The organism is Nocardia cerradoensis NBRC 101014, from assembly GCF_000308535.1.
In the GTDB taxonomy this organism is placed as follows: Bacteria; Actinomycetota; Actinomycetes; order Mycobacteriales; family Mycobacteriaceae; genus Nocardia; species Nocardia cerradoensis.
On the sequence record NZ_BAFW01000033.1, the window covers coordinates 113,171 to 119,423 of the forward strand.

At 65.2% G+C, this 6,253-nt stretch carries 8 protein-coding genes and 1 pseudogene; 2 read left to right on the forward strand and 7 right to left on the reverse strand.

Annotated features, from left to right (window positions below; translation table 11 throughout):
* The first annotated feature begins 10 nt into the window (after window positions 1-10).
* Window positions 11-598 carry an acyl-CoA-like ligand-binding transcription factor gene (locus ON23_RS05150; RefSeq protein WP_039776671.1) on the forward strand — a complete coding sequence of 196 codons (588 nt, stop codon included), beginning with the start codon at window positions 11-13 and terminating at the stop codon, window positions 596-598.
* 13 nt (window positions 599-611) lie between these two features.
* On the opposite strand, the gene ON23_RS05155 is transcribed toward ON23_RS05150, so the two are convergent.
* From ON23_RS05155 to sdhC, 7 genes are all read right to left on the reverse strand, one after another.
* Window positions 612-1,496 (reverse strand): phenylalanine 4-monooxygenase, encoded by an 885-nt coding sequence (locus ON23_RS05155; RefSeq protein WP_039776672.1) that lies wholly within the window; start codon window positions 1,494-1,496, stop codon window positions 612-614.
* Between the two features lie 81 nt (window positions 1,497-1,577).
* Entirely contained in the window at window positions 1,578-2,012 is a 435-nt protein-coding gene (locus tag ON23_RS05160) for a PIN domain nuclease (protein WP_051042023.1), read from the reverse strand.
* Window positions 2,009-2,218: a type II toxin-antitoxin system VapB family antitoxin gene (locus ON23_RS39685; RefSeq protein ID WP_039776673.1), complete on the reverse strand. Its 210-nt coding sequence runs from the start codon at window positions 2,216-2,218 to the stop codon at window positions 2,009-2,011. The genes ON23_RS05160 and ON23_RS39685 overlap by 4 nt, the downstream gene beginning before the upstream one ends.
* A 171-nt stretch (window positions 2,219-2,389) precedes the next feature.
* Window positions 2,390-3,166, reverse strand: coding sequence for a succinate dehydrogenase iron-sulfur subunit (locus ON23_RS05170; RefSeq protein WP_036498394.1), 777 nt, complete (start codon window positions 3,164-3,166; stop codon window positions 2,390-2,392).
* A complete protein-coding gene (gene sdhA, locus ON23_RS05175; protein ID WP_039776674.1) occupies window positions 3,166-4,950 on the reverse strand; it encodes a succinate dehydrogenase flavoprotein subunit in 1,785 nt (594 codons plus the stop codon). Before sdhA ends, ON23_RS05170 begins: the two co-directional genes overlap by 1 nt.
* A 13-nt stretch (window positions 4,951-4,963) precedes the next feature.
* Complete coding sequence (locus tag ON23_RS05180; RefSeq protein WP_030513572.1) at window positions 4,964-5,395, reverse strand: succinate dehydrogenase hydrophobic membrane anchor subunit; 432 nt, start codon at window positions 5,393-5,395, stop codon at window positions 4,964-4,966.
* Window position 5,396: 1 nt separating this feature from the next.
* The gene (gene sdhC / locus ON23_RS05185) at window positions 5,397-5,798 is read right to left on the reverse strand and encodes a succinate dehydrogenase, cytochrome b556 subunit (protein WP_051024341.1); all 402 of its coding nucleotides are present in this window, start codon (window positions 5,796-5,798) and stop codon (window positions 5,397-5,399) included.
* A gap of 329 nt (window positions 5,799-6,127) precedes the next feature.
* Between sdhC and ON23_RS39125 the strand changes: the two are divergent.
* Window positions 6,128-6,253, forward strand: a pseudogene (locus tag ON23_RS39125) (cytidine deaminase); the annotation flags it as partial.

Consider the following 6,253-nt stretch of genomic DNA (forward strand, 5'->3'; position numbering starts at 1 on the left):
CTCGCCCCGGATGGGTCTGCGCGAACGCAAGAAGCAGCGCACCCGCCGCACCATCCGCGCCGAAGCGATGAAACTGTTTCAGCGACAGGGATATTCGGCGACCACGATCGAGCAGATCGCCGAGGCCGCCGATATCTCGCCGAGCACGTTCTTCCGCTACTTCCCGTCGAAAGAGCAGGTGGTGCTGGCCGACGACGTCGATCCGATCATGATCCACGCGCTCGAATCCCAGCCGCCGGAGCTGTCGCCACTGGCCGCCTTCCGCCAGGCGATGCGGGACACCTTCGACAATCTGGACCCGCAGGACTGGCAGTTCGAACAGGACCGGATGAAGCTGATCTACAACGAGCCCGAGTTGCGCAGCGTGATCATGCAGGAGACCGAACGCAACGTGGATCTGGTCTCCGCGCTGCTCGCCCGCAGGGTAGGCCGCGAACCGGGCGACTTCGAGGTCCGCGCCTTCTCCGGGGCGATGATCGGGGCGATGATGACCGCGTTCGGCCGGGAGGGGCTCGACCTGGACAAGATCGACCGGATCGTGGAATTCATGGAGGCGGGCATGCCGCTGGGGCCGGCGACCCCCTCGGAATCCGACTGACGGCAGCCCGCGCTCAGGACGCGGCCAGTTCGGCGGCCGCGCTGTCGTCGGTCATGGTGGCGAAGAAGCCGCCGATCACATCCTCGATCTCGGAAATCGACTCCGCACAATAGAGAATCGGCTGATAGTGCGTGATGTCGTAGGTCGCGGTGCCCATCTCGTGAATGTTCAGCGGACGCAGCCGGGCATGCCGGAACTCCTCGATCTCACCGAACGAGGACAGCAAACCCGCCCCGTAACAACGCACTTCACCCTTTTCTCGCACCACGCCGAATTCCATGGAGAACCAGAACACGTCGGCCAGGAATTTCAGCGCCGCCTCGGTCTCCAGCCGGGCCACCGCGGCGCCCACTTCGGCATAGATCGCGGCGAACCGCGGCGACGCCAATTGATTTGCGTGCCCGATGATTTCGTGAATCGAATCCGGCTCCGGCGTGTACAGCGGCGCGGAATGGTGGCGAATGTACTGGGTGGAGTGGAAAATTCGATCGGCGAAGGAGCCGAAGAACTCGCGCAGCGGCACCAACCCCGCCGCGGGAACATAGCGAAAACCGGTGAGCGGCACCAATTTCGCGGTCACCTCGTCCAACTGCGGAATGTGATCGGTGGGCAGGCCCAGCCGCCGGGCGCCGTCGAGCACCTCCGCCGACGCGTAGGTCCGATGCTTGCGCGTCAACTCCGCCGACACGATGCGCCACACCTGCTGCTCCTCCTCGGTGTAGTCGATGCGCGGCAGCGTCTCGCCCGCCCGATACGCCAAGGCCAGCGCGGCGATGGCGTTGCGCCGCGCCCGATACTCCGGATCGTGCACACCCGGATGCTCGGCACTCAAATGCACCGTGACATCGCCGTCGCTACCCGTGGTAACCGGCGAATACAACTGAGCTTCGGCGAACATGCCTCCAGGCAAGCACCCCCACCCGGATCCGACAACAAACCCCCAGCAAACTGAGCAAATTGCCTAGTTGCGGCCGGATTGTCAGTCGATACTTCCTCTCGGCACGACCCAGACATGTGGCTGACGCGTGACCGAGGCGATGTGTTCGAAGTCTTCGTCGTAGTGCAGGATCGTGGCTCCGTGGTACTCGGCGACTGCGGCGGTGAGTAGATCGACGATGCCGGCTGCGCGATGTTTTCCCTGTCTGGCGAGCAACAGCTGCACTTCACGAGCCCGGTCGGCGATCGGCTCGGTGACCGGAAGTGTGGTGAATCGTGCCCGGCGGCTGTGCGTGATGTTCTGGACGTCTGCAAGATTTCGACCCGAGTAGCCTGCTTCGAGATCGAGCGTGACGCACGTTGCGGCCGCACGATCGGCGAGCAGACCGGCGATGACGGTCCGGACGCCGGGGTCGCTCAGGCGGGCATATGCGGATGTATCGATCAGGTGCAGACGCAGTGGGATCGGCTCGATCACCGCCGAGCCCCGCGCATGACCTCGGGATCGCCGATATCCGGACCGACTCCGAAGCCGTAGGGATCGTTCAGGATCTCCTCGACGCGCCGGCGACGTTCGGCGACGAACCGAAGCGCCGCGTTGACGGTGTCCTTCTTGGTGGTTGTGCCCAGCTCCTTCGCCGCCAGGGTCAAGGCCTCGTCGTCCAAGTCGATCATCGTCTTCATATTTACCACGGTATGTCCGCCCCCTTATGACGAGCAATACTGGTTGATGCAACCGTTATTCGGCGCCACCGGCCATGTGGATGGGTGCGTGCGCTGGGCCGGGCACTGGATACGAAAAAGCCGCCCGCATCGAAAGATGCGGGCGGCCTTCGGATTTCGGGCTCTGCTACCTCAGGGCCGGGCGAACAGGAGGGCGCGCTTGACCTCCTGGATGGCCTTGGTCACCTCGATGCCGCGGGGGCAGGCGTCGGTGCAGTTGAAGGTGGTGCGGCAGCGCCAGACGCCTTCGACGTCGTTGAGGATGTCGAGACGCTCGCGGGCGCCTTCGTCGCGGCTGTCGAAGATGAAGCGGTGGGCGTTCACGATCGCGGCCGGGCCGAAGTAGCTGCCGTCGCTCCAGTACACGGGGCAGGAGGTGGTGCAGCAGGCGCACAGGATGCACTTGGTGGTGTCATCGAAGCGGTGCCGGTCGGTCTGGGACTGGATGCGCTCGCGGGTCGGCGCGTTACCCGAGGTGATCAGGTACGGCTTCACCGCGCGGAACGCGTCGAAGAACGGCTCCATGTTCACCACGAGGTCCTTCTCCACGGGCAGGCCGCGGATCGGCTCGACGGTGACGGTGAGCTCCTTGCCGTTCTTGGGCAGCATGTCGCGCATCAGCACCTTGCACGCCAGCCGGTTCACACCGTTGATGCGCATGGCGTCGGAACCACAGACACCGTGCGCGCAGGAGCGCCGGAAGGTGAGCGTGCCGTCCAGGTAGGACTTGATGTAGATGAGCACGTTCAGGAAGCGGTCGGTCGGCAGGACCGGCACCTGGAACGAATCCCAGTGCGCGCCCTTGTCGTCCTCCGGGTTGAACCGGGCGACCTTGACCGTCACCATGGTCGACCCGTCGGGCACGGGGGCCGGCTTCTGCCCGGCCGGGGCTTCGGCTACAGCAGTCATCAGTACTTACGCTCCATCGGCTCGTAACGGGTCTGCACGACCGGCTTGAAGTCGAGCTGGATGTCGGCGATCAGCTCCGCCGGCTTACCGGGCTCGACCTGCTTGTACGCCATGGTGTGGCGCATGAAGTTGACGTCGTCGCGGTCGGGGTAGTCCTCGCGGGCGTGGCCGCCGCGCGATTCCTTGCGGTTGAGCGCGCCCACGACCGTGACCTCGGCCAGCTCCAGCAGGAAGCCGAGTTCGACGGCCTCGAGCAGGTCGCTGTTGTAGCGCTTGCCCTTGTCCTGCACGGTGATGTGCTGGTAGCGCTCCTTGAGCGCGTGGATATCGGTCAGCGCCGTCTTGAGGGTCTCCTCGGTGCGGAACACCGCGGCGTTGGCGTCCATGGTGACCTGCAGGTCGGTCCGGATGTCGGCGACCCGCTCGTTGCCGTGGTCGCTCAGCAGCAGCGCCAGCCAGTCCTGCACCATCTGCGCCGGGTTCTCCGGCAGCTCGACGAATTCGGTGCGGGCGGCGTACTCCGCGGCGGCGATACCGGAGCGGCGGCCGAACACGTTGATGTCCAGCAGCGAGTTGGTGCCCAGGCGGTTCGAGCCGTGCACCGACACGCAGGCGCACTCACCGGCGGCGTACAGGCCGGGGACCACGTCGGTGTTGTTGCGCAGCACCTCACCGCGGATGCGGGTCGGGATACCGCCCATCACGTAGTGACAGGTCGGCATGACCGGCACCGGCTCCTTCACCGGGTCCACACCCAGGTAGGTGCGGGAGAACTCGGTGATGTCGGGCAGCTTCTCCTCGAGCACGTCCTCGCCGAGGTGCGTCACGTCGATGAAGACGTAGTCCTTGTTCGGGCCGCCACCGCGACCCTCCAGGACCTCCTTGACCATCGACCGGGCCACGATGTCGCGGGGCGCGAGGTCCTTGATGGTGGGGGCGTAGCGCTCCATGAAGCGCTCACCGGAGGCGTTGCGCAGGATGCCGCCCTCACCGCGGACGGCCTCGGAGATCAGGATGCCCAGACCGGCCAGGCCCGTCGGATGGAACTGGTGGAACTCCATGTCCTCCAGCGGCAGTCCCTTGCGGAACACGATCGCCATACCGTCACCGGTCAGCGTGTGCGCGTTGGAGGTGGTCTTGTACATCCGGCCGGAACCGCCGGTGGCGAAGATGATCGCCTTGGCGTGGAAGACGTGGATCTCACCGGTGGCCAGCTCGTAGGCGACCACACCGGTGGCGACCGAACCGCGGTCGGTCTCGCTCATCACCAGGTCGAGCACGTAGAACTCGTTGTAGAACTCCACGTCGTGCTTGACGCAGTTCTGGTAGAGCGTCTGCAGGATCATGTGGCCGGTGCGGTCGGCGGCGTAGCAGGCGCGGCGCACGGGCGCCTTGCCGTGGTCGCGGGTGTGACCGCCGAAGCGACGCTGGTCGATCTTGCCCTCGGGCGTCCGGTTGAACGGCAGGCCCATCTTCTCCAGGTCCAGCACCGCGTCGATGGCCTCCTTGGCCATGATCTCCGCGGCGTCCTGGTCGACCAGGTAGTCACCACCCTTGACGGTGTCGAAGGTGTGCCATTCCCAGTTGTCTTCTTCGACGTTGGCCAGCGCGGCGCACATACCGCCCTGCGCCGCGCCGGTGTGGCTGCGGGTCGGGTACAGCTTGGTCAGCACCGCGGTGCGGGCCCGGGGGCCGGCCTCGATCGCCGCACGCATCCCCGCGCCGCCGGCACCGACGATGACGACGTCGTAGCGGTGCTCCTGAACCGGTCGAGTTTCACTCATCGCGGAGGCGTTCCTAACTGATGTTGGGGTCGAAGGTGAAGATGACGTAGGTGCCCACGCCCATGATCAGGATCATGGCGACGGCCAGCAGGGTCTTCAGCCAGAAGCGGGTGGAGTCCTTGCGGGAGTAGTCGTCGATGACCGTGCGCAGGCCGTTGCCGCCGTGCAGCTGCGCCAGCCACAGCATGGCCAGATCCCAGCACTGCCAGAACGGGCTGGCCCAGCGGCCGGCCACGAAGCCGAAGTTCAGCCGCTTCACGCCGCCGTCGAGCATCAGCATGATCGTCATGTGGCCGAGCACCAGCACGATCAGCAGCAGGCCGGAGAAGCGCATGAACAGCCACGCGTACTTCTCGAAGTTGTTGCCGGAGGAACGGCGCGGGGTGCGCGGCGAGTCGAGGCTGGCGGGCCGGTCGTAGGACTTGCCGAGAACAGGTGCGGTCATATCAGTGCTCCGTCAGCAGGTAGAAGAACTGGCGGCCGACGCCGGCGGCGGAGACCAGAACCCAGATGGTGAGCACGATCCACAGCATCAGGCGCTGGTACTTGGGGCCCTTGGACCAGAAGTCCACCAGGATGACGCGGACGCCGTTGAGCGCGTGGAACAGCACGCAGACGACCAGGCCCATCTCCATGAGGGCCACGACCGGGTTCTTGTAGGTCTCGATGGCCCGGTCGTAGGTGTCCGGGCTGACCCGCACCAGAGCGGTGTCGAGTACGTGGACGAACAGGAAGAAGAAGATCGTGACACCGGTGATCCGGTGCATCGCCCAGGACCACATACCCGGGTCGCCGCGGTACAGGGTCTTCCGCTTCGGCTGGGCCGGAGCTTCCAGTGTGGTCGTCATAGAGTGCGGTGCCTCCAACGTCGTTGATGGACACGCCGGCGAGCCGGCAGTCGGATCCGGTCGCAGCTTCGGCATACGCCGAGCATGTGAATCTGGAGAAACACCAGCTCATCTCGGGCGCTGACATCCGGAGGCGGTGGCCGGCGGTGCGTTGCCAAACCTGGACCGATCTGTGGAGAACTCTAATCCCCGGCGATTCGCGGAACTAATTCGGCGTGCCGCGCGTTGAGCCTCCGAGCGGGGAGTTAGGTTTGCCTTGCCTGAATGTTCGACGGCGTCGCGATGCCATTTCTACGCTGTCATATCAACCATTCGAGCGGAGGTCCGATATGCCGGAAATTGATTGGGATTCCCTGCGTCACAACGCATTTCGAGTAATGCGTCATGCGTATGCACCGTACTCCGGCTTTCCGGTCGGCGCCGCCGCTCTCACCGCCGGCGGTTCCATTGTGAGC

Bases quoted from the DNA above. Each gene is read 5' to 3' on its own strand.
- ON23_RS05150 (WP_039776671.1), top strand. From the start codon at position 11: ATGGGTCTGCGCGAACGCAAGAAGCAGCGCACCCGCCGCACCATCCGC.
- ON23_RS05155 (WP_039776672.1), bottom strand. From the start codon at position 1,496: ATGTTCGCCGAAGCTCAGTTGTATTCGCCGGTTACCACGGGTAGCGAC.
- ON23_RS39685 (WP_039776673.1), bottom strand. From the start codon at position 2,218: ATGAAGACGATGATCGACTTGGACGACGAGGCCTTGACCCTGGCGGCG.
- ON23_RS05170 (WP_036498394.1), bottom strand. From the start codon at position 3,166: ATGACTGCTGTAGCCGAAGCCCCGGCCGGGCAGAAGCCGGCCCCCGTG.
- sdhA (WP_039776674.1), bottom strand. From the start codon at position 4,950: ATGAGTGAAACTCGACCGGTTCAGGAGCACCGCTACGACGTCGTCATC.
- ON23_RS05180 (WP_030513572.1), bottom strand. From the start codon at position 5,395: ATGACCGCACCTGTTCTCGGCAAGTCCTACGACCGGCCCGCCAGCCTC.
- sdhC (WP_051024341.1), bottom strand. From the start codon at position 5,798: ATGACGACCACACTGGAAGCTCCGGCCCAGCCGAAGCGGAAGACCCTG.